The sequence below is a fragment of the Nonomuraea sp. NPDC054003 genome (assembly GCF_055585125.1).
On record NZ_JBVJKR010000017.1, the window covers coordinates 118,717 to 143,733 of the forward strand.

General features: G+C 71.4%; 25 protein-coding genes. 9 read left to right on the top strand and 16 right to left on the bottom strand.

What is annotated here, in order from left to right; all coding sequences use genetic code 11:
- Position 1: 1 nt before the first annotated feature.
- Positions 2–1,483, top strand: coding sequence for an NADH-quinone oxidoreductase subunit NuoF family protein (locus ACZ6YG_RS36395; RefSeq protein WP_148034197.1), 1,482 nt, complete (start codon positions 2–4; stop codon positions 1,481–1,483).
- Positions 1,484–1,486: 3 nt separating this feature from the next.
- On the opposite strand, the gene ACZ6YG_RS36400 is transcribed toward ACZ6YG_RS36395, so the two are convergent.
- Positions 1,487–2,116, bottom strand: coding sequence for a GNAT family N-acetyltransferase (locus ACZ6YG_RS36400; protein WP_148034198.1), 630 nt, complete (start codon positions 2,114–2,116; stop codon positions 1,487–1,489).
- 108 nt (positions 2,117–2,224) lie between these two features.
- Positions 2,225–3,172, bottom strand: a complete 948-nt coding sequence (locus ACZ6YG_RS36405) for an AraC family transcriptional regulator (protein WP_148034199.1) — start codon at positions 3,170–3,172, stop codon at positions 2,225–2,227.
- Between the two features lie 105 nt (positions 3,173–3,277).
- Between ACZ6YG_RS36405 and ACZ6YG_RS36410 the strand changes: the two genes are divergently transcribed.
- Together ACZ6YG_RS36410 and ACZ6YG_RS36415 are read left to right on the top strand one after the other, a co-directional pair.
- On the top strand, positions 3,278–4,174 hold the full coding sequence (locus ACZ6YG_RS36410; RefSeq protein WP_271276707.1) for an NADP-dependent oxidoreductase: 897 nt from the start codon (positions 3,278–3,280) through the stop codon (positions 4,172–4,174).
- A 10-nt stretch (positions 4,175–4,184) separates the two neighbouring features.
- On the top strand, positions 4,185–4,742 hold the full coding sequence (locus tag ACZ6YG_RS36415) for an NADPH-dependent FMN reductase (protein ID WP_364225760.1): 558 nt from the start codon (positions 4,185–4,187) through the stop codon (positions 4,740–4,742).
- Here ACZ6YG_RS36415 and ACZ6YG_RS36420 read toward each other — a convergent pair.
- Genes ACZ6YG_RS36420 through ACZ6YG_RS36430 form a run of 3 tightly spaced genes read right to left on the bottom strand, consistent with a single transcriptional unit; the run spans position 4,732 to position 8,523 of the window.
- Positions 4,732–6,693 (bottom strand): acetoacetate--CoA ligase, encoded by a 1,962-nt coding sequence (locus ACZ6YG_RS36420; RefSeq protein ID WP_466020492.1) that lies wholly within the window; start codon positions 6,691–6,693, stop codon positions 4,732–4,734. The two genes, ACZ6YG_RS36415 and ACZ6YG_RS36420, sit on opposite strands and share 11 nt — an antisense overlap.
- A 58-nt stretch (positions 6,694–6,751) precedes the next feature.
- A complete protein-coding gene (locus ACZ6YG_RS36425) occupies positions 6,752–7,609 on the bottom strand; it encodes a serine hydrolase (protein ID WP_466020493.1) in 858 nt (285 codons plus the stop codon).
- Complete coding sequence (locus ACZ6YG_RS36430; RefSeq protein ID WP_148034203.1) at positions 7,606–8,523, bottom strand: LysR family transcriptional regulator; 918 nt, start codon at positions 8,521–8,523, stop codon at positions 7,606–7,608. The genes ACZ6YG_RS36425 and ACZ6YG_RS36430 overlap by 4 nt, the downstream gene beginning before the upstream one ends.
- Positions 8,524–8,630: 107 nt before the next feature.
- Between ACZ6YG_RS36430 and ACZ6YG_RS36435 the strand changes: the two genes are divergently transcribed.
- Positions 8,631–10,217: a penicillin-binding transpeptidase domain-containing protein gene (locus tag ACZ6YG_RS36435; RefSeq protein WP_466020494.1), complete on the top strand. Its 1,587-nt coding sequence runs from the start codon at positions 8,631–8,633 to the stop codon at positions 10,215–10,217.
- A gap of 37 nt (positions 10,218–10,254) precedes the next feature.
- On the opposite strand, the gene ACZ6YG_RS36440 is transcribed toward ACZ6YG_RS36435, so the two are convergent.
- The 9 genes from ACZ6YG_RS36440 to ACZ6YG_RS36480 all read right to left on the bottom strand — a co-directional run bounded on the left by ACZ6YG_RS36440 (position 10,255) and on the right by ACZ6YG_RS36480 (position 16,398).
- Positions 10,255–10,962 carry an HAD family hydrolase gene (locus ACZ6YG_RS36440; RefSeq protein ID WP_148034924.1) on the bottom strand — a complete coding sequence of 236 codons (708 nt, stop codon included), beginning with the start codon at positions 10,960–10,962 and terminating at the stop codon, positions 10,255–10,257.
- Between the two features lie 82 nt (positions 10,963–11,044).
- Positions 11,045–11,671: an HAD family hydrolase gene (locus ACZ6YG_RS36445; protein WP_148034205.1), complete on the bottom strand. Its 627-nt coding sequence runs from the start codon at positions 11,669–11,671 to the stop codon at positions 11,045–11,047.
- Between the two features lies 1 nt (position 11,672).
- Entirely contained in the window at positions 11,673–12,197 is a 525-nt protein-coding gene (locus ACZ6YG_RS36450; protein ID WP_148034206.1) for a DUF6912 family protein, read from the bottom strand.
- Between the two features lie 31 nt (positions 12,198–12,228).
- Positions 12,229–12,876: an HAD family hydrolase gene (locus tag ACZ6YG_RS36455; protein WP_271276704.1), complete on the bottom strand. Its 648-nt coding sequence runs from the start codon at positions 12,874–12,876 to the stop codon at positions 12,229–12,231.
- A 54-nt stretch (positions 12,877–12,930) separates the two neighbouring features.
- Positions 12,931–14,253: a beta-N-acetylhexosaminidase gene (nagZ, locus tag ACZ6YG_RS36460; protein WP_466020495.1), complete on the bottom strand. Its 1,323-nt coding sequence runs from the start codon at positions 14,251–14,253 to the stop codon at positions 12,931–12,933.
- 69 nt (positions 14,254–14,322) lie between these two features.
- Positions 14,323–14,583: an HPr family phosphocarrier protein gene (locus tag ACZ6YG_RS36465; RefSeq protein ID WP_148034208.1), complete on the bottom strand. Its 261-nt coding sequence runs from the start codon at positions 14,581–14,583 to the stop codon at positions 14,323–14,325.
- A gap of 47 nt (positions 14,584–14,630) precedes the next feature.
- Positions 14,631–15,077, bottom strand: a complete 447-nt coding sequence (locus ACZ6YG_RS36470; RefSeq protein ID WP_466020496.1) for a PTS sugar transporter subunit IIA — start codon at positions 15,075–15,077, stop codon at positions 14,631–14,633.
- A gap of 11 nt (positions 15,078–15,088) precedes the next feature.
- Positions 15,089–15,325, bottom strand: coding sequence for a PTS sugar transporter subunit IIB (locus ACZ6YG_RS36475; protein WP_148034210.1), 237 nt, complete (start codon positions 15,323–15,325; stop codon positions 15,089–15,091).
- 50 nt (positions 15,326–15,375) lie between these two features.
- The gene (locus ACZ6YG_RS36480) at positions 15,376–16,398 is read right to left on the bottom strand and encodes an SIS domain-containing protein (RefSeq protein WP_378525255.1); all 1,023 of its coding nucleotides are present in this window, start codon (positions 16,396–16,398) and stop codon (positions 15,376–15,378) included.
- Between the two features lie 136 nt (positions 16,399–16,534).
- On the opposite strand from ACZ6YG_RS36480, the gene ACZ6YG_RS36485 reads away from it, so the two are divergent.
- The 3 genes from ACZ6YG_RS36485 to ACZ6YG_RS36495 all read left to right on the top strand — a co-directional run bounded on the left by ACZ6YG_RS36485 (position 16,535) and on the right by ACZ6YG_RS36495 (position 19,187).
- Positions 16,535–17,275 carry a GntR family transcriptional regulator gene (locus ACZ6YG_RS36485; protein WP_219543557.1) on the top strand — a complete coding sequence of 247 codons (741 nt, stop codon included), beginning with the start codon at positions 16,535–16,537 and terminating at the stop codon, positions 17,273–17,275.
- Positions 17,276–17,299: 24 nt separating this feature from the next.
- Positions 17,300–18,628, top strand: coding sequence for a PTS transporter subunit EIIC (locus ACZ6YG_RS36490; RefSeq protein ID WP_466020497.1), 1,329 nt, complete (start codon positions 17,300–17,302; stop codon positions 18,626–18,628).
- Between the two features lie 181 nt (positions 18,629–18,809).
- Positions 18,810–19,187 carry an Rv3235 family protein gene (locus ACZ6YG_RS36495; protein WP_148034214.1) on the top strand — a complete coding sequence of 126 codons (378 nt, stop codon included), beginning with the start codon at positions 18,810–18,812 and terminating at the stop codon, positions 19,185–19,187.
- A gap of 93 nt (positions 19,188–19,280) precedes the next feature.
- Here ACZ6YG_RS36495 and secA read toward each other — a convergent pair whose 3' ends face one another.
- Positions 19,281–22,076 (bottom strand): preprotein translocase subunit SecA, encoded by a 2,796-nt coding sequence (gene secA, locus ACZ6YG_RS36500; RefSeq protein WP_219543558.1) that lies wholly within the window; start codon positions 22,074–22,076, stop codon positions 19,281–19,283.
- 224 nt (positions 22,077–22,300) lie between these two features.
- Between secA and ACZ6YG_RS36505 the strand changes: the two genes are divergently transcribed.
- Positions 22,301–22,561: an HGxxPAAW family protein gene (locus tag ACZ6YG_RS36505; protein WP_148034216.1), complete on the top strand. Its 261-nt coding sequence runs from the start codon at positions 22,301–22,303 to the stop codon at positions 22,559–22,561.
- Positions 22,562–22,734: 173 nt separating this feature from the next.
- On the top strand, positions 22,735–23,949 hold the full coding sequence (locus ACZ6YG_RS36510; protein WP_466020498.1) for a winged helix-turn-helix domain-containing protein: 1,215 nt from the start codon (positions 22,735–22,737) through the stop codon (positions 23,947–23,949).
- Between the two features lie 224 nt (positions 23,950–24,173).
- Here the strand turns inward: ACZ6YG_RS36510 and ACZ6YG_RS36515 are convergent, their stop codons facing one another.
- Complete coding sequence (locus tag ACZ6YG_RS36515) at positions 24,174–24,872, bottom strand: response regulator (RefSeq protein WP_148034218.1); 699 nt, start codon at positions 24,870–24,872, stop codon at positions 24,174–24,176.
- Positions 24,873–25,017: the final 145 nt, after the last annotated feature.

Genomic DNA, 25,017 nt, shown 5'->3' on the forward strand with positions numbered 1-25,017 from the left:
CGTGATCCCCCATTCGGTGCCGCGCGTGCTGCGGCTGGGACCGGCCCGGCTCACCGCCGGACTCGACCACACCAGGCGGCTGGACCTGCCGGCGCATCGCACGCTCCACGGCGACCAGGTGCCCCGCACGCTGGACGACATCATCGCCCAGGTGGAGGAGGTGGACATGCGCGGGCGCGGCGGCGCGGCGTTCCCGTTCGCGCGCAAGCTGCGGGCGGTCTCCGACGCCGCCGGCTCGGGCGAGTGCGTGGTCCTGGTGAACGGGGCCGAGGGGGAGCCCGCCAGCTCCAAGGACGCGATGCTGCTCGTCCGCAACCCGCACCTGGTGCTGGACGGCGCCGTGCTGGCCGCGGAGGCGCTCAACGCCCGTGAGGTGGTGGTCGCCACCGTGGCGGGCGAGGTGGCCGAGTCGTCCATCACCGCCGCCGTGGCCGAGCGGCGCGCCGCCAACGTGGCGGGCGCCGCCGAGAGCCGCATCGGGATCCGCGTCGTCGGCCTGCAGGAGCGGTTCATCTCGGGCGAGGGCGGCGCGCTGGTGCGCGCCGTCAACGGCCTGGAGCCGGTGCCGCCCGGCCGGAAGCGGCGGGCCAGCACGAGCGGCGTGGACGGCCTGCCCACCCTGCTGTCGAACACCGAGACGTACGCGCAGCTCGCGGTGCTGGCCGAGCTCGGCGCCGAGCAGTACGCGAAGGTGGGCACCAGCAGGGAGCCCGGGACCGTGCTGCTGACGGTGAGCGGCGGGGCCGCGAACCCGGCGGTGGTGGAGGCCCCGACGGGCACCAGGCTGATCGACGTGCTCGACGTGTGCGAGTCGGAGATCGGCGACGGCGTGCTCATCGGCGGCTACCACGGCGCCTGGCTGGACTCCCGCACGGCGATGTCGGCGATCGTCTCGCGCGAGGGCATGAAGCAGGCGGGCGGCAGCCTGGGCGCCGGGATCGTGGTGCCTCTGGGCGAGTCGACCTGCCCGGTCGGCGAGGCGGCCCGGGTGGCCGCGTATCTCGCGGCCCAGTCGTCGGGGCAGTGCGGCCCGTGCCGGCTGGGCCTGCCCGACGTGGCCAGGGGCCTGACGGCGCTGGCGGACGGCACGGGCTCGATCGACGCGGTGCGCCGCTCGGTGCGCGCGGTGGAGCGGCGGGGGGCCTGCTTCCACCCGGACGGCACGGCCAGGTTCGTGCTGTCGTCGCTGGACGCGTTCGAGGAGGACATCGCGCTCCACCTGGAGCACGGCTCCTGCGGGCGGCCGGTGCGCGGCGTGCTGCCGCTGCCGGAGCGCGAGGACGAGCCGGAGTACCGCCTGGACGTCGACTGGACCCGCTGCCAGGGGCACGGCCTCTGCGCGCACCTGCTGCCGGAGTTCGTGACGCTGGACGACTACGGGTTCCCGTCGTTCAAGACGGTGCCCGGCTGGATGCTGAAGGAGGCGAACCGGGCCGTGGACATGTGCCCGGCGCTCGCCCTGCGGCTGGCGGAGGCGGGTTGACCGCTACAGGCCGAGCAGCGGGAGACACGGGCCCAGGTGGTGGATCTCGATCCCCTCCACCGGGGTCCAATCGGCGCGGGGCAGGCGGAAGTTGCGGGTGACGACCGGCCTGCCCTGCCGCCTGTGCAGGGTGATGCCGTCATCGTGGTAGCCGAACTTCCTGGTCACCGCGATCGAGGAGTGGTTGTCCTCGAACGCCTCGGTGGTCGCGTACTCGGCGCCCAGGCCGGCGAAGGCCAGGTGGAGCACCGCGCCGCGCATCTCGGTGCCGATGCCCATGCCCTGGAACCGGCGGCCCAGCCAGGACCCCGACGACACCTCGCGCAGGAGCGTGAAGTCCCGGCCGGCCAGCGCCTGCGTGCCGACGATCCGGCCCTCGAAGACCACCACGAAGTCCAGCGACCACTTGGCCGGCGACAGCTCGCCCCACTGCCGGAAGTGGTACTGGATCGTGCTGTGGGCCCGTTCGGCCGGGGCCGCCTCGGACCAGGGGAACAGGAACGGCATCACGCCGGCTTCGTGCACGCCTTCGGCCGCCCGTTCCGCGAGCTCGTCCAGGTCCTCAAGTGAGGGATAGCGGAGTTCGAGACGCGGCGTCGTGATGGAAAGTCGAAAAAACGGCCAACTACGCATAGTTCCGTATATTTCCACCGAAAGGCCGCGTCAGCGAACGCTTTTCTCTCGACTGTCAAAAACCCGCGAAACGCTGAAAAGCGGCCCGTCGTCCGTACATGATGGACTTCACTCGGCAAGGGCCGGTGTCAGCGGGCAGGACTCCCGCCGGTACCTGCCCGGAGCGACCCCGTGCGCGCGCTTGAACGCGTTGGCGAACGCGAACTCCGAGCCGTAGCCCACGCGGCGCGCGACCTCGCTCAGCGGCGCGTCGGTCGAGCGCAGCAGCCGCGCGGCGGTGGCGAGCCGCCACCAGGTCAGGTAGCCCAGCGGCGGCTGCCCCACCAGCGTGGCGAAGCGGCGGGCGAAGGCCGCCCGGGAGAGCCCGGCCAGCTCGGCGAGCGAGGCGACCGTCCACGGGCGGGCGGGGTCGCCGTGGACGGCCTCCAGGGCGGCGCTGATGCCGGGGTCGGCCAGGGCGGCAGCCCAGCGGCCGACCGTGCAGCGCTCGACGTCGAAGTCCAGGTAGGCGCGCATGATGTAGAGGAGCAGGGTGTCGAGCAGGGACGCCACGATGGTGTCCGCGCCCAGCCGCGGGTCGGCGATCTCGGCGGCGAGCAGGTCGACGGCCGCGCGGAGCTCCCGCTGCTCGCCCAGGCGCGCGGGCAGGTGGATCAGGTCGGGCAGATCGCGCAGGATCGGGTGGCCGAGCGTCTGGTCGAGCCGGTAGCCGCCGCAGAGCGTCACCGTGACCGCGCCGGACCCGCCCGCCGAGGCGGAGGCGAACAGCTCGATCTCCCCGTCGGGACCGCAGTGGCTGTCGGCGATCTCGGTGGCCGGCGAGTCGGCCAGCACGTAGCCATGGCCGTGCGGGAAGAAGAGCACGTCGCCGACGTGGAGCTGGATCGGCTCGCCCGAGTCGGGGAGCAGCCAGCAGGACCCTTGCAGGATCACCTGGAAACCGGCGGAGCCGGGCATCGCGGGGAACCGCTGACCCCACGGCGCGTGCCAGGCGACGCGGACGGAGTGGGGCAGCCCGACCCGCATGCCGGCGATCACATCGCTGAGTACGTCCACAGGGCGAGTCTAGCCCGGAAGACGATCGCGTATAAACGACAGACATTCACGCATTGGAAGGCGCACCCATCCCTCCTACCGTTGCTTGCGGCAGAGGAGGATTCCGTGACCACGACCCTGATGCGCGCCGCGCGCATCCATGAGTACGGCGACGCCGGCGTGATCCGTTACGAGGCCGTGCCGAGACCGTCTCCCGGGCCGGGCGAGGTGCTCGTCCGGATGGCGGCCACCTCGTTCAACCCTTCGGAGGTGGGGCTGCGGGCGGGCTACCTGAAGGACGTGCTCGACCTGACGCTGCCGCTCACGCTGGGCTGGGACCTGGCGGGCACCGTCGCCGAGACCGGCCGGGGCGTCACCCGCTGGTCGCCGGGCGACCGGGTGTTCGGCCTGGTGAGCGGGAGCGCCGCCGAGTACGCGGTCGCGTCCGAGACCGAGCTGGCGGCCGCGCCGGAGGGCATCCCGCTGGCCCACGCCGCCGCGATCCCCGTCGCCGGGCTGACGGCCTGGCAGGCGGTGTACGAGGAGGCGGGGATCCGGGCCGGGCAGCGGGTGCTCGTCAACGGCGCGGGCGGCGGGATCGGCCTGTTCGCCGTGCAGCTCGCCAAGCGGGCGGGGGCGACCGTCACCGCCACGGCGAGCCCGCGCAGCCGGGAGGCGGTGGCCCGGCTGGGCCCTGACGAGATCGTCGACTACACGGCGGAGCCGCTGCCCGGCGGCATGGACGTGGTGCTCAACCTGGCGGCCGTGGCCCCCGCGGACGCGGCGGCGCTGGCCTCGCTCGGCGACCTGGTCATCACCGTGGCCACACCGGTCGAGGCCCCGAACGCCCGCCACTTCGTCAGCCGCGCCGACCCGGGCCAGCTCGCCGAGATGGCGGCGCTGATCGACAAGGGCGAGCTCGTCGTCGAGATCGCCGAGACCCACCCGCTCACCGCGTCGGCCGAGCTGCACCGCAGGGCCGAGGCCGGCGAGATCCGCGGCAAGATCATCATCACTTTCTGAGGAGCACTTCGTGATCAGGATTGGCATCGTCATCGGCAGCACCAGGCCCGGACGGGCGGCCGAGACCGTCGCCCGCTGGGTGCACGACCTGGCGGTCAAGCGCGGCGACGCGGACTACGAGCTGGTCGACCTGCAGGACTTCGCGCTGCCGCACCTGGACGAGGCGGTGCCCGCCGCCATGGGCCAGTACGCGCGTGAACACACGAAGGCGTGGTCGGAGCGGATCTCCGGGCTCGACGGCTTCGTGTTCGTCACCCCCGAGTACAACCACTCGTACACGGGGGCGCTGAAGAACGCCATCGACTTCCTCTTCCACGAGTGGGGCGACAAGTCCGCGGGCCTGGTCAGCTACGGCGTCGACGGCGGGGCGCGGGCGGCCGAGCATCTGCGGCAGGTGCTCGGCCAGGTCAAGATCGCCGACGTGCCGGCCCAGGTCACGCTCTCGCTCTACACCGACTTCGAGAACATGAGCGTGCTGACCCCCGGTCCGCACCAGGAGGAACGCGTCACGGTCATGCTCGACCAGGTCGGCTCGTGGGCGAAGGCGCTGCGCCCGCTCAGGGTGTGAAGTAGCGCAGCACCTCGGGGTTGGCCATGGCGTCGGGGTTGGCCGCCTGCTCGACGGGCGTGCCGAGCAGGATCTTGCGTACCGGGACCTCGAGCTTCTTGCCCGACAGCGTGCGCGGGATGCCCGGCACCGCGTGGATCTCGTCGGGCACGTGGCGGGGCGACAGCTCCTTCCGCAGCGCCGTGCGGATCGCCCGCTCCACCTCGGGGGTCATGTCGGCCCCGTCGGCGAGCGTCACGTACAGCAGCAGCCGCCCTTCCTGCCCGAGCTGACCGGTGTCGATGACGAGGCTGTCGGCCACCTCGCCGAACCGCTCCACGACCCGGTAGAACTCGCTGGTGCCCATCCGGACGCCGCCCCGGTTCAGCGTCGAGTCGGAGCGGCCGTAGATGACGCAGCTGCCGTCGTCGTTCAGCTTGATCCAGTCGCCGTGGCGCCACACGCCCGGGTAGACGTCGAAGTAGCTCTCCCGGTAGCGCTCGCCGTCGGGGTCGTTCCAGAACCCGACCGGCATCGAGGGCATCGGCGCCGTGATGACCAGCTCGCCGACCTCGCCGACGACCGCCTTGCCGCTGGGGTCGAAGGACTCCACCTTCGCCCCCAGCGACCGGCACGGGATGACCCCGGCCCTGATCGGATGGAGCATGGTGGCCCCGACGAACCCGGTGCAGACGTCGGTGCCGCCGGAGAACGACCCGATCGGCACCCCAGGCAACCGCTCGCTCACCCAGGCGAACCCCTCCGGCGGCAGCGGCGACCCGGTCGAGCCGACCCCGCGCAGCCGCTCCAGCCCCTCGGGGACGACCCCGGCCTTCATGGAGGCCATGAGGTACGGCGCCCCCACCCCGAAGTAGGTCACCCCCTCGGAGGCGGCGATCCGCCACAGCGCGGCGGGCGACGGATGGGCGGCCGAGCCGTCGTAGAGCACCGGGGTGGCCCCCACCAGCAGGGCGCCGATGAGGTAGTTCCACATCATCCAGCCGGTCGTGGTGTACCAGAAGAACACATCGCCCTCACCCAGGTCCTGGTGGAAGGAGAGCGACTTGAGGTGTTCCAGCACGACGCCGCCGTGGCCGTGCACGATCGGCTTGGGCAGCCCGGTCGTGCCGCTGGAGTAGAGGATCCACAGCGGGTGGCCGAACGGCACCCGCTCGAACTCCAGCGGCCCCGCCACCGCGCGCAGCCCCTCCCAGCCGATCACCTCGCCGTGCGGCACCTCGGCGGTGTCCTGCCCCGCGGGCTCGGCGTGCTGCGGCGGCCGCCCGTCCTCGGCGGCGGCGAGGTACGGGATCCACACGGTGGCGCGCAGGCTGGGCAGCGCGGCGGCGATCTCGTTGACCGCGTCCGAGCGGTCGAAGCTCTTGCCGTTGTAGCGGTAGCCGTCGACCGCGATGAGCACCTTGGGCTCGATCTGCGTGAACCGGTCGACCACGCTCGGCACCCCGAAGTCGGGCGAGCCGGCCGACCAGATCGCGCCGAGCGAGGCGGTCGCCAGGAACGCGATCAGCGCCTGCGGGATGTTCGGCAGGTAGCCGGCCACCCGATCGCCGCGCCCGACCCCGAGCCGCACCAGACCGGCCCGCACCCGGGCGACCTCCTCACGCAGCTCCGCGTACGAGATCTCCTGGCGGGCGCCGTCTTCCGAGACGAACACGACCGCGGTGCCCTCGGTGCGCCGCAGGGCGTTCTCCGCGTAGTTGACGGCGGACCCGGTGAACCATTCGGTGCCGGGCATCGTCCCAGAGATGACGGGCCCGTCGCCACGCTCTCCGACCACCTGGAAGTAGTCCCAGATCGACGACCAGAACTCCGCCGGGTGGTCGACCGACCACTGCCACACGTCCTCGTACGCCTCGCCGGGGCGGCCCAGCCACGCCAGATAGCGTGTCAGCTCGGCGCGGGCCACGATCTCGTCGGTCGGTTCCCAGAGAAGTGCACCTTCAGCAACCATGTGCCCCATCCTGTCGGCAGGCCGGGCGGGATTCATACCCGCGTTCCCACATAACTTGCTAGCGCCTCAGGTGGTCCACCGCCATACGCGCGGCCGTGCCGATCACCGCGTCGGCGCGCGGATGGTTGAGTGCGGCGCTGAAGGCGCGGGTGATGACCGCCACGGCGTAGCGGCCGCCGTCGGGATACTCGACCACGCCCGCCTCGCCGCGCATCGTCGGCAGCGTGCCGGTCTTCCCGCTGACCGCCACGTCGTCGTACGGGAAGCCGGCGGCCAGCCGGTGCGGCCAGACCTGGAGGTTGAGCACGGTGCGCATCCACGCGCAGGACTCGGGCGAGGCGGCCTCGTCGTGCCAGATCAGCCCGAACAGGCGGGCCAGCTCGCGCGGGGTGCTGCGGTTGGTGCGGGCGGGGTCGAGCGCCCGCATCCTGGCCAGGTCCTCCGGGTCGAGGTACGGCCAGCCGTGCCCGGTGTCGACCGCCATGCTCCCGTTGGTCTCCCCCGCGGTCATCAGCACGCGGGTGGCCTCGAACCCGAACCCTTCCAGCATGGCGTTGACCGCGTCCATGCCGACCCTGGACAGCAGCGCGTCGGCGGCGGTGTTGTCGCTCACCGCGATCATCAGGTAGGCCAGGTCCCGCAGCGACATGGTGACGTCGTCGTGCATGGCCGACAGCCCCGTGGGGCCGACGGCCCGGTCGGCGGCGGTGACGGTCACCCGGCCGGTCAGGTCGAGCAGCCCGGCGTCGGCCTGCCGGCAGAGCTCGACCATCAGCGCCACCTTGAACATCGAGGCCATCGGCAGCCACTCGTCGGGGTCGTGGCCGACCTCCCGCCCGGAGTCGAGATCGGCGGCGAACAGCCAGCCGGTCACGCCCGCCACCCGGAACAGCTCCGCGAACGCCGGCCCGGTCATGCCAGCATCCCCGGCCTCCGGCTGACCCGCCGCACGGGGGCCGCCGCCTCGTCCGTCATCCCGGCCCGCTCCTTCAGAATCCGTACGGCCAGCGCGGAGAAGCCCTTGACCGCCTCCGTCTCCGCCCGCCAGGCCGTGGAGACCTTATAGGCGATGGGGGAGCCTAGCAGCGGCCGCCAGGCCAGGCCCGGCACCTCCGCCCTGGGCGCGAACGCCACCGCCATCCCGGCCAGCACCATCCCCAGCCCGGCGCCCTGGTGGACCTGGCCGGGCACGTAGCCGTGGCGGCGGCACTCGGCCAGCGTCTCGGCGTGCATGCCGGGCTCCCCCTCTCTGGGCGGCATCAGCAGCTCGCGCCCGCCGAGGTCGGCCAGGTGCAGTTCGCCCGCGCGGGCCAGCGGGTCGCTCTCGGCCAGCAGCACGCCCTGCGGCTGCACCAGCAGCGGGCCGAAGCCGAGCCCGGGGGCGTTCACCGGGTGGCGCACCAGGCCCACGTCGATCGTGCCGCCGGCCAGCGCCGTCACCTGGTCGGCCGTCCAGATCTCCGCCGGCGCGAGCCGTACGCCCGGACTGGTCTCGCGGAAGCCCTCGACCAGGGCGGCGATCGCGGCGGCGGCCAGGTCGGGCGGCACGCCGACCTTCAGCACGGCGCCCTCGCCGTGGCGGGCCAGCTCGTGCAGCCGGTCGACCCTGGCCACGATCTCCCTCGCCTCGCCGAGCAGCAGCCTGCCCGCCTCGGTGAGCCGGACCTGGCGGCCGCCCCGGTCGAACAGCCGCACGCCCAGCTCCTCCTCCAGGCGCTTGATGCGCTGGCTGAGGGGCGGCTGGGCCATGCCGAGCCGGATCGCGGCGTTGCCGAAGTGGAGCTCCTCCGCGACGACGGTGAAGTAGCGGAGGTGGCGGACCAGGTCCATGGCCAGCCACTATATCTAGATTTATATCGATGAGGGCCATATATCAGTATTGGACAGGCTGTGTCGGGCTCTGCTGTCCTCGTCGCATGGCTTCGCATATGGGGGAAATGTACGCATATCTGCAGCCGGAGGCCGCTCCCCGGCGCAGGAGACGCAGGTGGCCGTGGATCGGGGCCGCGATCATGGTGCCGGTGGTCGCCGCGGGGACCGTATGGGCGCTGCGCACCACGGGCTCGCCGGAAGAGGTGGCCGACGCCTACCTGACGGCGTGGAGCGGGGGCGACTACGCGGCGATGCGGGAGCTGGTCGCCGACCCGCCCGCCGACTTCGAACGCCGACACCGCCGCTTCCTCGCCGACCTGAAGGCCGAGCACATCACGCTGCGGCGGCACGTGCCCAACGGCGTCTTCGCCGCGAGCGCCGAGGACACCGGCTCGGTCAACTTCACCGCCGCCGTGCAGGGCGCGGGCGACTGGAGGTACGGCGGGGAGCTGAAGGTCGTCGAGCGGGACCGCACCTGGAAGATCGACTGGAGCCCGGCCGCGCTCCACCCCGAGCTGACCGGGAACCGGTCGATCAGGCTCATCCGGGTCGAGGACGAGGCCACCCCGGTGCTCGCCGCCGACGGCACCCGGGTCGACGCCCCCGGCTCCCCCGGCTCGGTGCAGCAGCTCGTCGCGGGGCTGCGCGAGACCTACCCCGACCGGTTCGCCGAGACCAAGAGCAACCTTGTGCGGCTGTACGAGGGAGGCAAACCGGTCAAGACCCTGTCGGGAACGCGCGAGAAGGAGCCCGTGCGCATCACGGTCGACCTGAAGGTGCACGCGGCCGGCGCCGCGGCGCTGGAGGACGTGGACAAGCCGGCCGCGCTGGTGGCGCTGCGGCCCTCCACCGGGGAGATCCTGGCCGCGGTGAACAAGCCCGGCGGGTTCAACCGGGCGCTGCTCGGCAAGTACCCGCCGGGCTCGACGTTCAAGGTGGTGACCGCCGCCGCGCTGGTCGCCGGCGGGGCCGAGCCGGACGCGGACGTGTCCTGCCCGGCCGAGCAGAACATCGGCGGCTTCCCGTTCCACAACGCCGGGTTCAAGGACTTCGGCACGCTGTCGTTCCGTGACGCGTTCGCGCACTCGTGCAACACCACGTTCGGCGACATGACGGTGTCGGGCCTGGGCGCCGAGCGCCTGGCGGAGGTGGCCCGGAGCTTCGGCTTCGGCGAGAAGATCACCCCGGGGGTGCCGGCGGTCAAGGCCGACTTCCCCGCCCCGAAGGACGCCACCGACCTCGCCTCGGCCTCCATCGGGCAGGGCAGGGTGCTGGCCAGCCCGCTCAACATGGCGTCGGTGGCCGCCGCGATCGCCGACGGCGCCTGGCGCCCGCCCCGGCTCGTGGCCGAGGAGGCGGTGCCCGACCGCACGCTGCGGCCGCGGCCTCTGGAGGACGACGTGGTGGCCGCGCTGCGCGACCTCATGCCCGCCGTCGTCACCGACGGCACCGCGCACGCCGTGCGCTTCCCGCCCGGCACCGCGGGCAAGACCGGCACCGCCGAGTACGGCTCGGGCAAGGAGCCGCCCTCGCACGCGTGGTTCATCGGCTACCGGGGCGACCTGGCCTTCGCCGTCGTGGTGGAAGGCGGGGGCGCGGGCTCCGCGGTGGCGGCCCCGGTCGCGGCCCGTTTCCTGCGTGAGCTGAGCTGATCATCCCGCGCCTTCGGGACCGGCCTGGTCGCCCTGATCAGCCCGCCTTGCGGTCCATCGGGCTGGTCAGCGCGGCGACCGCCGCCACCACCTCGGCGGCGTTCGACAGGTCGGGCAGCACGATGTCGGCCCCCGCCTCGCGCAGCTCGGCCGCCGTCGCGCGCCCCGAGGCCACCGCGACCATCCCGGCCCCGCCGATGCGGGCCGCCTGCACGTCACGCGCCGAGTCGCCGATCATCACCGTGTTGGCCGAGGTGAACGGGACGCCCAGGCGCTCCTTGGCCCGGCCCTGGGCGACCTGCAGCAGGCTCGCCTTCGGGTAGGGCTCCTCGCCGTAGCCGCCGAGCTCGAAGTCGACGTACTTGTCGAGCCCGAACGCCTTGAGCTTGAGCACCGCGTTGCTCTTGATCGTGCCGGTCAGCACGGCCTGGATCGCGCCGTCGAGCCGGGCCACGGACCTGAGCGCGTCCTTGGCCCCGGCCATCATCCGGCCCTCCTTGGCCAGCCGCTTGCGCCGGTCGGCGAAGGCCGCGGACAGCGCGTCGAGGAAGCGCGGCAGGTGGTCGTCGTCGGCGACGACGCCGTTGACGGCCAGCGTCTCGAAGATGATCTCGGAGTCGGGCCGGCCCATCGGCGGCACCAGCTTGACCAGCGGCCGCCCGGTCACGGCGCGGAACGCCTCGGCGTAGGCGTCTCTGGTCACGATCGCCACGTCGACCAGCGTGAGGTCGACGTTCCACAGCACCAAGCGGTTGATGGCAGCCTCCTGAAAGCGAACCCTGCCAGGTTACGGCCAACTCCGCCGCCGGGGCCGCCCTCCGCCGGTTTCAGGTATGGTCGAGCGCCTCGGCGAGCGTGTCGACGACCGGGAAGCCGGTCGACTCCAGCTCCTCCCTGGTCGACATGCCCCCGGTGTAGAGCACCGCGCGGGCGCCGACATGGCGGGCCGCCACCCCGTCGTCGACGCTGTCGCCGATCACCAGCACGTCGCGCGGGCGCACGCCGACCGAGGCGATGTGGGCCTCCATGTGGGCCGCCTTCTCCCCGCCCGTCACGCCGAGCAGCCCGTCGACCCGGTTGAAGTGGCGGGTGATGCCGAACGAGTCGACCTTCGGCACGAGATGGGAGTGCGGCGCCATGGAGCAGAGCGACTGCGTGCCCGTCCACGTGGTCAGCGTCACCTCGGCGTCGGCGGCCAGCCCGCAGACGCCGCTCAGGCGGTAGTAGGCGTCGTGGAAGCCGTCGTCGAGCAGCTCCCACTCCCCCTCGGTCAGCGGCCTGCCCAGCATCCGCTCGTACGCGACCCAGATGGGCCTGGTGTAGACGGCGCGGAACCCGTCGGCGGTGAGCGGGGGCAGCTCGTACGCCTTGAAGACCTCGTTGGTGGCTCCGACCACGGCGTCGATGTCGTGGAAGAGGGTGCCGTTCCAGTCCCACACGATGTGCTTCGTCATGTCACCCGCCTGCCTGGTCGAGGGTCAGGAGGTCGGGGATCTCCTGCGTCGCGTACCACATCAGCTCGTGGGCCTCGGCGCCGTCGACGACGAACCGGGCGTCGTCGTCGCCCCCGTCGGCGTCGGGGAGCGCGGCGACGGCCGCCTTGACGTCGGCTACCGCGTACTCGTCGTCGACGTGCACGGCCGCCACCTTGGCCAGCGGGACCGGCTCGGCGACCCGTACCCTGCCCTTCTCCTCCACGTCGGCGTTCGCCTGGATGGCGCCGTCGGCCACCTCGGCGGCCACCACGACGCGGCGGGGCGCGGCGTGCACGCCGTCGGCCAGATCGGCGGCGAGCATGCGCAGCGAGGCGCGGGCGGCCTCGGTGAGGGCGACGTACTCGAGCTCCTCGGTGTCGCCCGAGGCGTACCACTCGACCAGCGCGGGCGTCACCGCGTAGCCGGTCAGCGGGGCGGGGCCGAGCTCACCGGTCTCGACCGCCCTGGCCAGCGCCGGCAGGGTGCACGGCAGGTAGACGCGCATCAGGAACCTTTCGCAGCTTGCACGGGCACCATCATGCCCGCCGCAGCGGGAGCCGGAGGAGAGACTCGAGTTCCAGGATGGTGGTGTCCGGTTCGCGGTGGTGGATGCCGGCGATGCCGAGCGCGCGGGCGGCCACGATGTTGGCCTCGATGTCGTCGATGAACACGCACGACTCGCCCGGCTGCCCGATCAGGTCCAGCGCGTGGTGGAAGATGCGCGGCTCGGGCTTGCGCATGCCCACCTCGCCGGAGATGACGACCGCGTCGAAGACCTCGTCCCAGCCGTCGCGCTCGTAGGTGTTGGACCAGGAGTTGGACAGCAGGCACGTCTTGACGCCGTGCCCGCGCACCTCGCGCAGCATGTCGTACATGGCCTCGGCCCGTTCGAACCCGGCGAACATGCGCGTCAGCAGGCCCTCGGCCACGGGCGGCATGCCGTCGAGCGTCAGCAGGCGGGCCGCCAGGTCGCGCTCGAAGGCGGCCCCGTCGAGCTCGCCGCGCTCCAGGGCGTGGATCGCGTTCTCCTCGTCCTCCCCGCTGTAGGCGACCTCGACCAGCTCGCGCATGACCGCACGGTAGTGCTCACCGTCGATGCGGTCGGCGTCGATCCACTTGGCGATGGAGTCGGCCATGCTGGTGGTCAGCACACCACCCCAGTCGATCAGCACCCCGGTGACCACACTGCCTCCTCCTCACGGAAATCAGGTTAAAGAGTAAAGGGTCGGGCGCCGGCGTCAGCGCACGCGGGCGGCCAGCCTGCGGTGCTCGGCCGAGCGCACCACCTCGGACGCCTTCTCCGCCGAGACGACGGGCGGCTCGCCGAGCAGGCCGCGCTCCTTCTTGAGCGTGAGGAGCCTGGTGACCGACTCATCCAGCCGGGCCTTGGAGACGCGGCCCGACTCGACCGCCTTCAGCACCGCCTGATACTGCTTCGGCAGGTCGTTGGGCATCAGCAGCAGGTCGGCGCCGGCCAGCACGGCGCGGACCGCGACCTCGCCGTCGTCGTACTTCACCCGGGCTCCGGCCATGTTGAGCGCGTCGGTGGAGATGACGCCCTTGAAGCCGAGCTCCTTCCTGAGCAGCCCGGTCAGGATCGGCTTGGACAGCGTGGCCGGGTCGCCCGACGGGTCCAGCTTGGGGAACACGATGTGCGCGGTCATGATCGCGTCGACCCCGGCGGCGATGGCGGCCTTGAACGGCGGCGCGTCCAGGCGCTCCCACTGGGCCCTGGTGTGCTTGATCACCGGCAGGCCGGTGTGGCTGTCGATGCGGGTGTCGCCGTGGCCGGGGAAGTGCTTGGCGGTGGCGGCCACCCCGGCGGCCTCGAAGCCCTTGACGGCGGCGCCGACCATCTTGGCCACCTCGCCGGGCCGGTTCCCGTACGCGCGCTCGCCGATCACCGGGTTCTTCGGATCGATGTTGACGTCGGCCACCGGCGCGAAGTCGAGGTTGACGCCGAGAGCCCGCAGTTCCTCGCCGGTGGCCTGGGCCACCTCGCGCGCCACCGAGGGCTTGCCGGTGGCGCCGATCCTGGCGGCGCCGGGGAAGCGGGTCATCACCGCGGACATCCGCGACACCAGGCCGTTCTCCTGGTCGGTGCCGATCAGCAGCGGGAGGTCGGCGGACTTCTGCAGCCCGTTGGTCAGCCCGACCACCTGGCCGACGCTCTTGACGTTGGCCGGGAACAGGATGACGCCGCCCAGATGGTATTTGGCGACGACCTTCTCCGGGGTCTGGGCGCCGTAGCGGGCCTGGTTCTCGCCGGAGACGGTGTCGGCGGCGGTGCCGTAGACGACCGGCATGAACAGCTGGCCGACCTTCTCCCGCACGCTCATCCCGGCCAGCGCCCGCTTGACGGGGTCGGCGGCCGGGGCGGCTCTGGATCCGGTGGCGGTGGGCTCGGTGGCGGTGGGCTCGGCGGGCCGGCCGGTGGCTTCGGTGGCGGGACTCGCCTCGGACGCGGGCGGCTTCGCGGCGGGGGCGACGTCCGCCGCCCCGCCGCCGCATGCCGTGAGTGCCACCGCCAGGAGACTCGCCGTACCGATCCGTCGCAACATGAATCCCACGCTATCCATGACCGGCGGATGCGCCGTCCCCTTTTTCCACAGGACCGCCAGGGACGGGGGTCAGGGGGTCGAGGCGATGTCCGCGAGCCGGTCGAGGATCTCCTCCGACCCGTCGCCCTCCGCCCTGATGACGATCTCCTCGCCCTTGCGGACGTCGAGCGCCATGATCTGCAGGATGCTCTTGCCGTTGATCGGATCGCCGCCCGACGACCGCGCCACCGTGACGTCCATCGGTGCCTTCATCGCCATCTGCACGAACGTGGCCGCCGGGCGGGCATGCAACCCCACCTCCGCGGCCACGGTCGCCTTCCGTTCGCCCATGGGCTCCTCCTTCTTCTCCGGTCCGGACCAGCCGGACCCCTGTCGCGTCACGTCCATTGGAACAGCTCGTCGCCGGCCCGTACCGTGCCTTCGGCCAGAGCCGTCACCGCCGAGTCGAGCGCGTCCAGCGCCACCACGGGGCAGACGGGTGAGCGCCCGCCCGCCTCGATCTCGGTGGGATCCCAGGCCACGACGGGCTGGCCGGCGCTCACCCGGTCGCCTTCCGCCGCGAGCAACCGGAACCCCCTCCCCTTGAGCTGCACCGTGTCGATGCCCAGATGCACCAGCACGCCCCTGCCGTCATCGCCCACGATGACGTACGCGTGCGGATGCAGTTTCATGATTTTTCCAGTGATGGGGGCGACTGCCTTGCCCGGCCCCCTGCTGGGGTCGATCGCCGTCCCCGGCCCCACCATGCCGGCCGAGAACACCGGGTCGGGCACGGCGGCCAGCCCCACCGCCGCGCCCTCCACCGGGGCGAGAACAGTCGTCATGGCCCCGCCCTCTAGCCGATGATGTCCTCGATGTCGCTCGCGATCGTGTCCGCCTCCGGGCCGACGACGACCTGGATCACGTTGCCCGCCGCCATCACGCCGTGGGCGCCCGCGGCCCTGAGCGCCGCCTGGTCGACCTTGGACGTGTCGTGCACCTCCGTGCGCAGGCGGGTGATGCAGGGTTCGATGTCGATGATGTTGCCGGCTCCGCCCAGACCGGCGATGAGCGCGTTCACGTCCGCCGCCATCAGGCCCTCCTCGTCCGTGGCTGTGCGACCAGGCTACTCAGGCGCCGGGTTCAGTCGGTCTGGGTGACCTTGTTCAGGCCGCGCGGCGCGTCCGGGTCGATGCCCAGCCGCCGGGCGAGTGCCTCGGTGAGCAGCTGCCCCGGCACGATGAGGCCCATCGGGGCCACCCATTCGGGCAGGTCGGGGCCGTTCATCGCGGCCGTGCCGGCCGCAGCCAGCGCCCTGCCGCCGCCGATCGTGTACGCCGCCGCGCCCGCCGAGACGACCCGCTCGGCCAGCGCCACCGTGCCCTGCAGCGTGGGGCCGCTCTCGGCGGCGACGAGCAGCGCCGGGGTGGCGTGGTCGACCACGGCGATCGGGCCGTGCAGCAGGTCGGCGTACGACAGGCCCATGGCGTGCAGGTAGCACGCCTCCTTGAGCTTCAGCGCGGTCTCCAGCGCGGTGGAGAAGGCCAGGCCGCGGCCGGAGACGACCACGCCGTGCTTGTCCGCGAGCCCGTCCACGACGGCGTCCACGTCACCGGGCTCGGCGATCAGCTTCTCCACGGCCTCGGGCACCCGCAGCAGGTCGGCCCGGTCCACGTCGGCGCCGAGCCCGATCGCCAGCACGGCCAGCGCGGCGAGCTGGGTGGTGTAGGTCTTGGTGGCGGGAACCGCCTCCTCCGTCCCCGCGACCGTGCACAGCGCCAGGTCGGCGGCCTGGGCGAGCGGGCTGTCCGGGCCGCCGTTGGTGACCCCGACGGTGGCGGCCCCGCAGTCCTTGGCCCAGGCCAGCGTCTCCACGATCTCTTCCGTACGGCCCGACTGGGAGATCGCGACGGCCAGCACGCCCTCCAGGTCGAGCTTGCGGCGGTAGGTGGTGGCGATGGACGGCGCGGCGAGCGCGGACAGCCGCCCGGCGTGGGATTCCACCAGATAGCGGCCGTAGACTGCGGCGTTGTCGGAGGTGCCACGTGCGACGAACAACAACTGCCGGGTCCGCTCACCCAGCGCCCGCACCTCGTCGATCCTGGGCAACAGGGAGTCGATCGTGGCCCGCAGCGCCTCGGGCTGCTCGGCGATCTCGCTGCGCATCTTGGTCATCTGGGGGCTCATTCCTCGGGGAGTTAGCGTTCCGGACTTGACCCTGTTTCAGGACATGTGGTCTAGTCCGGACTAGACCAGTGAGAACCATAACCCATCAGACTGGCCCGAGCGAAGGGAGGATCCCGTGGCCCACATCGACCCGGACAGCCCGGTGCCCAAGTACTTCCAGCTCCGCGAGATCCTGCTCGACCTCATCGACAGCGACGAGCTGAGCATCGGCGCCGCGATCCCGTCCGAGCGCGAGCTGTGCCAGCGCTTCGGCCTGTCGCGGATGACCGTGCGGCAGGCGGTCGACCATCTGGTCTCCGAGGGCCGCCTGCACCGGGTGCCGGGCAAGGGCACGTTCGTCGCCCGGCCCAAGATCGAGCTGGCCCTGCAGCTCACGTCGTTCACCGAGGACATGCGTGCCAGGGGCATGGCGCCCGGCTCGCGCGACCTCGACCGGCGCACCATGCGCGCCAGCGCCCACCTGGCCAAGGAGCTGGGCATCCAGCCGGGCGAGGAGGTCCACTTCATCGAACGGCTGCGCACCGCCGACGGCGAACCGCTGTCGATCGAACGCGCGCACATCCCGGTCAAGCTCGCCCCCGACCTGGCCGACCACGACCTGACCGGCAGATCGCTGTACGAGCTCCTGGAGAGCCGCTACGGGCTGGTCATGGACGCGGGCGAGCTGACCATAGACGGGGGGATAGCCGATCCGAGCGACGCCGACCTGCTCAAACTTCCCCGCGGCGGCGCCGTGCTGCTGCTCCAGCGCAGGTCGTTCTCCGGAGGCGTCTGCGCGGAGCTGGGCGTGTCCACCTACCGGGCGGACCGCTACCAGCTGCGCACCATACTCGAAATGCCCGCAAGACGGGGTTGAGGGCCCGACCCGGAGGAACACCCGGTGAACGAGACCACCGCCGCCCGGCCTTCGCCGTTCTCACGCCTGATGAACGTGCTGCAGAGGCTGGGCCGCTCGCTCATGCTGCCCATCGCCGCCCTCCCCGCGGCCGCCCTGCTGCTCCGCTTCGGCCAGCCCGACATGCTGGGCGCCAACGGCGCCGAGCCCGGCGGGCTCGCCGACTTGGCGGGCTTCGCCTGGATGACCGAGGTCGCGGCCGTGCTGGCGGCGGCCGGCGAGGCGCTGTTCGAGAACCTCCCGCTGCTGTTCGCGGTGGGCGTGGCCATCGGCTTCGCGCGCAAGTCCGACGGCACGACGGCGCTCGCCGCCGTGGTCGGCTACCTGGTGTTCGACCGGGTGAGCAAGGTGATGTTCGCCGGCTCGGCCATCCGCGAGACCGTGACCCTGCGGCAGGCCGCGGACCAGGGCGTCATCGAGATCATCAACCACGGCATGCAGAACCCCACCAAGGTGCTCGGCGGCATCCTGATAGGGCTGGTCACCGCGCTGCTCTGGCAGCGCTTCCACCGGATCAAGCTGCCGTCGTGGCTGGCGTTCTTCGGCGGGCGGCGGTTCGTGCCCATTCTCACCGCCTTCGTGGCGCTCGGGCTCGGCGTGCTCATCGGCTGGGTGTGGCCGATTCTCGGCGAGTGGATCGGCCACGCCGGTGAGGCGCTGACCACCCTCGGGCCGCTCGGCACCGGCCTGTACGGGCTGATCAACCGGCTGCTCATCCCGCTCGGGCTGCACCACTTCGTCAACTCGATCGTCTGGCACGTGGTGCCCACCTGCGAGGTGGGCGGGCGGGTGCTCGGCGGCGACTGGAACTGCTACTTCGGCGGCGCCCCGGAGTCGGGGCAGTTCATGGCCGGGTTCTTCCCCGTCATGATGTTCGCGCTGCCGGCCGCCGCGCTGGCCATGTGGCGGGCCGCGCCCCCGCACCGGCGGGCCACGGTGGGCGGCATCATGCTGTCGGCGGCGCTGGCCTCGTTCGTCACCGGCATCACCGAGCCGATCGAGTTCGCGTTCATCTTCGTCGCGCCGCTGCTGCTGGCCGTGCACGCCGTGCTCACCGGGCTGGCCATGGCGCTGACCACGCTGATCGGCGGGCAGCTCGGCTTCGGCTTCTCGGCCGGGCTGCTCGACATGCTGCTCAACGCCAGCAAGTCCAACACCCAGAACCTGCCGGGCATCCTGCTGCTCGGGGTGGTGTACGGGGCGGTCTACTACGTCGTGTTCAGCTTCCTCATCAGACGGCTGAACATCATGACCCCGGGCCGCGAGCCGGAACCGGATGTGGACTCGGGCGAGGCCACCCCGATCCGGTCGTGACATCGCGGCGTGGCCGAGGGTCCGCAACCCGGACGCGGCCACCCCAACTCGCGCTGACCTTCTTCGCCATCCACCGCGAACCAGGGCATGGATCGGGGAAGTTGGCGTGCCGTGTATCCCGGGGCCCGGCCGGAACCTCTTAGTACCGTCTCTCACCAGGAACGCCCCCCGGAGGCTCCCGATGTCGCCCTCTCCCCAGGTCCACGGCTCGCTCGCGCTCGACACACCCCTCGTCTGGGGCCCGCCCGGCGCGCTCCCGGACGAGCGCCGGCTGCGCCACCTCGGCCAGGCGCTCGCCGAGGTCCTCTCCGGCCGCCGGCCCCCGGAGACCGTCGCCGACCGCCTCACCGGCCAGGCCTACCGCGAGCTCGTACGGGCCGGTCGCATGCTCGACACCCGCCGCCCGCCCTTCGTCGGCGTCCCGCACGTCAAGGAGCCCAGCGACGGCGTGGTGGAGATGTGCCTCCTGGTCCACTGCGGCGAGCGCGACCGCGTCCTGGCCCTGCGACTGGAACGCAGGGGCGTGCAGTGGCTCTGCACGGACTTCGAGACCGCCTGACGGCAAGCCGGCTCCAACCGAGCTCCCACCTCTGAGCCGGACGCACGAGGACCCCCCGCCCGTCCGCCGGGCGAGGGGTCCTCGTGTCACGCGTCAGTTGCCGGCGTTCTTCGGGTCGCCGTGGCAGCGCTTGTACTTCTTGCCCGAGCCGCACGGGCACGGGGCGTTGCGCTCGACGTTGCCGTAGGCGGCGCGCTCGGCCGAGGTGGTGCGGACGCGGGTGTGTTCCACGTCGCCCTGCTCGCCGGGAGCGGTGTACTCCAGCTCCGCCGGGCGGTCGGGACCGCGGAGGCCGCGCGCGATGATGGAGCGCGTCTCGGCCAGCACCGGGTCTTCCTGCTCCTCGACGATGGGGTTCTCCTGAACCTCCACCTCCAGGTTGAACAGGAAGCCTACGGAGTCCTCCTTGATGCCCTCGAGCATCGCGTTGAACATCTCGAAGCCCTCGCGCTGGTACTCGATCTGCGGATCCTTCTGCGCGTAGGCCCGCATGCCGATGCCCTCGCGCAGGTAGTCCATCTCGTAGAGGTGCTCGCGCCACTTGCGGTCGAGGACGGACAGGATGACGCGCCGCTCGAGGTCGCGGGTCGCCTCGGCGCCCCACTCCTCCTCGCGCCTGGCGTACGCCTCCAGCGCGTCGGCCTTGACCCGCTCCCTGATCAGGTCGTCGGTGACGTTCTCCTGACCACCGGCCTCCTCCAGGAGGTCCTCAAGCTTGACGGAGATCGGGTAGAGGCCGGCGAACGCCTTCCACAGCTTCTCGAGGTCCCACTCCTCGGAGAACCCGTCGGAGGTGGCGCCGTCGACGTAGCCGTCGACGACGTTGCCGATGAAGCCGCGCACCTGCTCGTGCAGGTCGGCGCCCTCCAGCACGCGCCGGCGCTCGGCGTAGATCACCTTGCGCTGGCGGTTCATCACCTCGTCGTACTTGAGAACTTCCTTGCGGATCTCGAAGTTCTGCTGCTCGACCTGGTGCTGGGCGGAGGCGATGGCCTTGGAGACGATGCCGGACTCGATCGGCTGCTCGTCGGGGATGTTGAGGCGGGTCATGATCGCCTCGACCCTGACCGAGTTGAACAAACGCATCAGGTCGTCGCCGAGCGACAGGTAGAAGCGGGACTCGCCCGGGTCGCCCTGGCGGCCGGAGCGACCGCGGAGCTGGTTGTCGATGCGGCGCGACTCGTGGCGCTCGGTGCCCAGCACGTAGAGGCCGCCCAGCTCGGTGACCTCGTCGTGCTCGGCCTTCACCGCGGCCTTGGCCTTCTCCAGCGCCTCGGGGTAGGCCTTCTCGTATTCCTCGGGCGTCTCGACCGGGTCGAGACCGCGCTGGCGCAGCTCCTGGTCGGCGCGGAACTCGGGGTTGCCGCCGAGCATGATGTCGGTGCCTCGACCGGCCATGTTGGTGGCGACGGTGACGGCGCCCTTGCGGCCCGCCTCGGCGATGATCGACGCCTCACGCGCGTGGTTCTTCGCGTTGAGGACCTCGTGCGTGACGCCTCGGCGCCTGAGCGCCTTGGACAGCCGCTCCGACTTCTCGACCGAGGTGGTGCCGACGAGGACGGGCTGGCCGTGCTCGTGGCGCTCCTTGATGTCGTCGACCACCGCGTTGAACTTGGCGTCCTCGGTCTTGTAGACGACGTCGGCCTGGTCCTTGCGGACCATCGGCCGGTTGGTCGGGATGGGGACCACGCCGAGCTTGTAGGTCTGGTGGAACTCGTTGGCCTCGGTGGTCGCCGTGCCGGTCATGCCGGCGAGCTTGGTGTAGAGGCGGAAATAGTTCTGCAGGGTGATCGTGGCGAGAGTCTGGTTCTCGTCCTTGATCTTCACGCCTTCTTTGGCCTCGATGGCCTGGTGCATGCCCTCGTTGTAGCGGCGGCCGTGGAGGACGCGGCCGGTGAACTCGTCGACGATGAGGACCTCGCCGTCGGTGACGATGTAGTCCTTGTCCTTCTTGAACAGCTCCTTGGCCTTCAGGGCGTTGTTCAGGAAGCCGACCAGGTGGGTGTGCTCGGCCTTGTAGAGGTTGTCGATGCCGAGCCAGTCCTCGACCTTCTCGACGCCGGACTCGAGGATGCCGACCGTGCGCTTCTTCTCGTCGACGATGTAGTCGCCGGTGCTCTCCTCGCCGGGGTTCTTCGCCTCGACGCCGCGGCGGAGGCGCGGGACGATCTTGGCGAACTCCTGGTACCACTTCCCGGACTGCTCGCCCGGGCCGGAGATGATCAGCGGGGTCCTGGCCTCGTCGATGAGGATCGAGTCGACCTCGTCGACGACGGCGTAGTTGTGGCCGCGCTGCACGCACTCGTCGAGCCCCCACGCCATGTTGTCGCGCAGGTAGTCGAAGCCGAACTCGTTGTTGGTGCCGTAGGTGATGTCGGCGAAGTACTGCTTGCGGCGCTCGTCGGGCGCCTGGCCGGACAGGATCACCCCGACCTCGAGACCGAGGAAGCGGTGGACGCGGCCCATGTTCTCGGCGTCGCGCTTGGCCAGGTAGTCGTTGACCGTGACGACGTGGACGCCCTTGCCGGACAGCGCGTTGAGATAGGCGGGGAGGGTGCAGGTGAGGGTCTTGCCCTCACCGGTCTTCATCTCCGAGATGTTGCCCATGTGGAGATTGGCGCCGCCCATGATCTGCACGTCGAAGTGGCGCTGACCGAGCACGCGGCGCGCGGCCTCGCGTACGGTGGCGAACGCTTCGGGAAGCAGGTCGTCGAGCGACTCGCCATCGGCATGGCGCTGCTTGAACTCGTCCGTCAGGGCGCGCAACTCCGCGTCGGACAGGCTCGTGAAGTCGTCCTCGATGGAGTTGACCTGGTCTGCGATCCGCTTGAGCTTACGCAGAGTCTTGCCCTCGCCGGCACGTAGGATCTTGTCGAGAATGGCTGCCACTTTATGTAAAGCTCCTCGCAGGTCTACCCCGGCGGCGCCGCCAGGAGGAGAGGCCGAGACAAACTTCCCCGCTGCCATCGTAGGCGGTTCTCCAACCAGACACAGCCACCGTGCCGACAAGGGCGCGAGACATGTCTGGGAGAATGTCAGGCGGGCTGATAGTACGCCGGTCAAAGGCCGGTTCGCCCCGATAACCGGGATATCCGGGCAAGGAGGGATTTGTCATGGTTGAGGGACAGAAGTCGGAGCAGACCGAGAATCTCGGTAGCCACGGCGGCCGCGCGTCCTCATGGCTGGCCGTGACGGTGATGCTGCTCGGCAGCGTCGTCGCCGGATTCGGCCTGACCATGGAGAACTGGATGGTCGTCTGGATCGGCGTCGGCCTGTTCGTGGTGGGCGGCATCCTCGCCCTCGTGTTCGACATCTTCACCGATGTGGTGATCGACGCACCCCGGGTGGGGCTGAACGCCGAAGACCACCGCTGACGTTTCCCCCTCGGAGCGGGCACCGTCGAGGCGGCCCCTCCGAGAAGCACCCCCGACGGCGACGGGTTCGTCCCATGATGAACGCGGGCCCGCTGACGGTAATTCCCGGGCCCCGTTCTGTCAGTGGCCGCGGCTAGCATTCCGGCCATGCTCCCCCGTACGGAATCGCGAACATGACCGAACTGACCGCCGACGAGGCGCGCCGGCTCATCCTGCGCGCCCAGGGGCTGCTCGGCTCCGACGGCCGTCAGGGCGGGGTGCAGGGCATGCTCCGCAGGCTCGGCGCCGTCCAGCTCGACACCATCTCGGTGCTCGCCCGCTCCCACGAGCTCGTCGCCTACGCCCGGCTCGGCGCCGTGGGCAGGCCCGCCGTCGAGCAGGCCTACTGGGACGCCCCTGCCCGCAGCTTCGAATACTGGTGCCACGCCGCCTGCATCCTGCCGATCGAGAACTGGCCCCTTTTCGTGTTCCGGCGGCGCGCCTACCGCGAGCGCCGCTTCCGCTGGCACGAGGTGCCCGACAGCGTCGACAAGCTGCTCCAGCAGGTGCGCGACCACGGCCCGCTCACCACCGCCGACGTCGGCGGGGCCAAGAACGGCGGCCCGTGGTGGGACTGGTCCGACTCCAAGATCGGCCTGGAGTGGCTGCTCGACATCGGCGAGGTGGTCTGCACCCGCCGGGTGGGCTGGCGCAGGGTCTACGACCTGGCCGAGCGCGTGGTGCCCGCCGGACTGCTGGCCGAGGACCTCACCGACGAGGAGTGCGTCGTGCGGCTCGCGGGCATCGCGGGCCGGTCACTCGGGGTCGCCACGCGGGCCGACCTGATCGACTTCCTCCGCCTCAAGGGACGCTCCGCCGCGATCCTCGACGAGGCCCTCGCGAGCGGCGCCGCCGGGCTGACGCCGGTGCGCGTCGCCGGCTGGCCCGCCGTCAGGGCCGGCCGCAACGGCTCGGCGTCCGGATCCGTGCCCAACGCCTGGGCCGACCCGGCCGCGCTGGAGTCGGAGCCGCGCGGACGCCACCGCACGACCCTGGTCTCGCCGTTCGACTCGCTGATCTGGCACCGCGGCCGCACCGAACGCGTCTTCGGCTTCGCCTACCAGCTTGAGCTGTACGTGCCGAAGCACAAGCGGGTCCACGGCTACTTCACGATGCCGGTGCTGGCCGGCGGCCGCCTGATCGGCAGGGTGGACCCGGCGCGCGAGGGCACCACGCTGGTGGCCAGGAAGGTCAGCCTGGAGCCGGGCCTGACCAGCGCCCGCTGGGTCGAGGCGATGGGCGACGCGCTCCGATCGGCCGCCACCTGGGTCGGCTGCGACACCGTACGCGTCGAACGCGCCGACCCACCCGAGCTCGCCGAGGCACTCAACACGACCCTGGCCCGCTGATTCCCAGGCTGGCGAGCCACCCGACCAAGACCCTGGCCCGCTGACTTGCCCAGGTCGGCGAGCCACCCCTCGCGGGACCTCGGCCCCACTGAGGTTCCCCGGCCGGCGAGCCGCCCTTCTCGGGACCCTGGCCCGCTGAGTTTCCCGGGCCGGCGAGCCGCCGGGCCCGAACCCGCCTTGGCCCGCCCTCCCTCAGGGGAGGGGCGGGCCGAGGCTGGGGCGGATCAGGTGATTTCCAGCATGCGCTCGCGGACCGCGTACACCACGGCCTCCATGCGCGAGTGCAGTTGCAGCTTGTCCAGGATGTTGCGGACGTGGTTCTTCACCGTGTTCTCGGAGATGAACAGCTGCTTGGCGATCTCCCGGTTGTTCATGCCCTTGGCGACGAGCCGCAGGACCTCCATCTCGCGCTCCGTCAGCCGCGGGACCGGCACCTGCGGCGGGCGTTCGGTCTCCTTGCGGCTCATGCTGGCGAACTCGTTGATGAGCTTGGCCGCCATGGCCGGGTTGATCAGCGACTGCCCCTCGTGGACGCCGCGGACCGCCGCGGGCACGTCGTTGATCTGGACGTCCTTGAGGAGGTAGCCGGTCGCGCCGGCCTTGATGGCCTCGAAGAGGTCTTCTTCCTCGTCGCTCACCGTCAGCATGATGATGCGGGTGCTCGGCACCGAGGCCTTGATGCCCTTGGTCGCCTCGATGCCGTCCTGCCGCGGCATGCGCACATCCATCAACGCCACGTCGGGCATGAGGCGATCGGCCAGCTCGACCGCCTCCTGACCGTCGCTCGCTTCCCCGACCACCTCGATGTCAGGCTCCGCGGCCAGCGCCAGGGCCAGGCTGCGCCTGATCAGCTCGTGATCGTCCACGATCAGCACGCGGATCGGCTCGCCGCCGGAGGGGCGCGCCTCGCCGGACTCCGTCACAAGGCCTCCTTGATGCGCCTCGCGACCGTCGTGTCTCCGGTTCGCTCGCTCGTCCTCGCCTGACTGAGCTCGCTCACGTCTCCTCCTCGTCGGGGGGCCAGAGCCGTCGAACCGCCATGATCGCACGTGTGCCGCGGTTCTCGGG